At 60.8% G+C, this 1,842-nt stretch carries 1 protein-coding gene; it reads right to left on the bottom strand.

The features are described from left to right. A partial coding sequence (locus CFR79_RS15335; protein WP_110548455.1) for a ParB/RepB/Spo0J family partition protein occupies positions 1-1,473 on the bottom strand: 1,473 nt, incomplete at its 3' end. Positions 1,474-1,842 lie beyond the last annotated feature (369 nt).

Genomic DNA, 1,842 nt, shown 5'->3' with positions numbered 1-1,842 from the left:
AACATCACGCACCAGCGTATGCAGGAATTCGGTCAGGGCAATGTGCGGATTGCTGGCGAACGCATCCCGCAGGGCCAGCGTGCGCCACGCCGTCAGTTCCGTCAGCAGCCGGTCAGGCAGCGGCTTGATCCCATCTTCCTCCTCGGGTTCGACGTCGAGAGCGGTAGTATTGCCCTCACCACCCGCATCGCTGCCATAACCAGCAAGACGTTCATCCCGCCCATCATACGCCGCATGATCGTATCCATCGGCACCGCCGCCATCATCGGTCTCTTCGGGCTCGGTCGGCATGTCCTCGGGCAGCACGAAGCCCCGCTCCACCTGCAATGTGCCATCGCTGGCGAGGCTGACGAAAGTCCCAGCCCGCGTCATGTCGGCAGGATCGAACGCCAGAGGTCGTTCCTCCAGGGCAAGGATCGCCTGTTCGATCCCGCCCAGCCGTGCATCGACCTCGTCAGGGTATTCATCGGCCTGCGCATATTCGGCCTCGATGGTTTCCTGCTCGGCACGCAGGGCTTCGAGACGGGCTGTCTCTTCATCGGTCAGGGGCAGTTCCGTGCCATCGATCTCGACGAACTGCCGTGTGTGCCCCCATGGGAACGACAGGGCCGTCTCGACCCATTTCCAGCCCTCGGCGCGGATATCCTCAGCGGCTGTGTACAGTTTTTCCATGACCAGCCGGTCCAGAATGGCCGGGTCCTGCAGCCAGCCGCCGTCGTCGGCTTCGAACAGGTCGCGCATGATGTGACCACCGGCTGCGATATAGACGTCCAGCCCCACGAAACGGGCGCGCGCGTCCGAGGCCCGGACGGTCTTTTCCGTCAGCATGCGGCGGATGACGTAGGGTTCGCGATTATGGCTCTGGGCCACGATCTCCCAGACCTGTTCCTGCCGAGCGTGGTCGTCGCTGATGGAAAAGGCCATCAGCTGTTCCAGCCGCATCCCATCCTGCTCGTATATCTCAAGCAGCTTATCGGACACGGTCATCAGTCGCAGGCGCTGTTTGACTACGGTGGGTGCGACAAAGAACGCGGCGGCGATTTCTTCCTCGGATATGCCCTTTTCCAGCATGTCTCGGAAGGCGCGAAACTGGTCCAGCGGATGCAGGGCCAGCCGCTGGACGTTCTCGGCCAGAGAGTCATCCTCGGCAAGAATGGCCGACCCGGCCTCGCGTACGACGCAGGGCACCGGGGCGGTCTTCGCCAGTTTCTTCTGCTTCACCAGCAGTTCAAGGGCACGGAAGCGCCGTCCGCCGGCAGGGACTTCGTAAGTGCCGGTCTCGGCCCCATCGCCATCAAGCACGGGACGGACGTTCAGGCTCTGCAGCAGCCCGCGACGCTCGATATCGCGGGCCAGTTCGTCGATCGACAGGCCGGATTTCACACGCCGCACATTGGACTGGGACAGCACCAGCCGGTTGAACGGGATGTCGCGGGATGAACTCAGGGTGATTTTGGGAATAGCGGTCGCCATGGCGAAAAACTCCATGACGGGCGGGCCGGAGACGCTCTCCTGCCCTCTCAACCCGTCACGAAAATCCGCGCAGCCCTCTGACTCTGACTGCTACACTCACGCCACCCCATCCCCTATTATCGGCCGAAAAATGTCGGCAATGGGGGGGATTTCTGCCTGTCCGCTCCGAAGCCGCAATGCCTAAATAGCGGGCGTTCAGTTCGAATTACTGGCGGATTTGGCTAGAGCCTTAATCTCGGCTATCATGCAGTTGCATATCCTCTATCTTTGCTAGGTTCTGTTGACAAAAGACGGTAGCCACAATTTTACGGCTGCGAGGTTAAGAAAGGCGAGAAATGATTTTCTTGTCTTGTCATATCGTGTGGCGAT

This window comes from Komagataeibacter saccharivorans (assembly GCF_003207825.1).
GTDB classification, from domain to species: Bacteria; Pseudomonadota; Alphaproteobacteria; order Acetobacterales; family Acetobacteraceae; genus Komagataeibacter; species Komagataeibacter saccharivorans.
The sequence above is the reverse complement of the archived record's forward strand: the minus strand, read 5'-3'. Positions and strand labels throughout refer to the sequence as shown.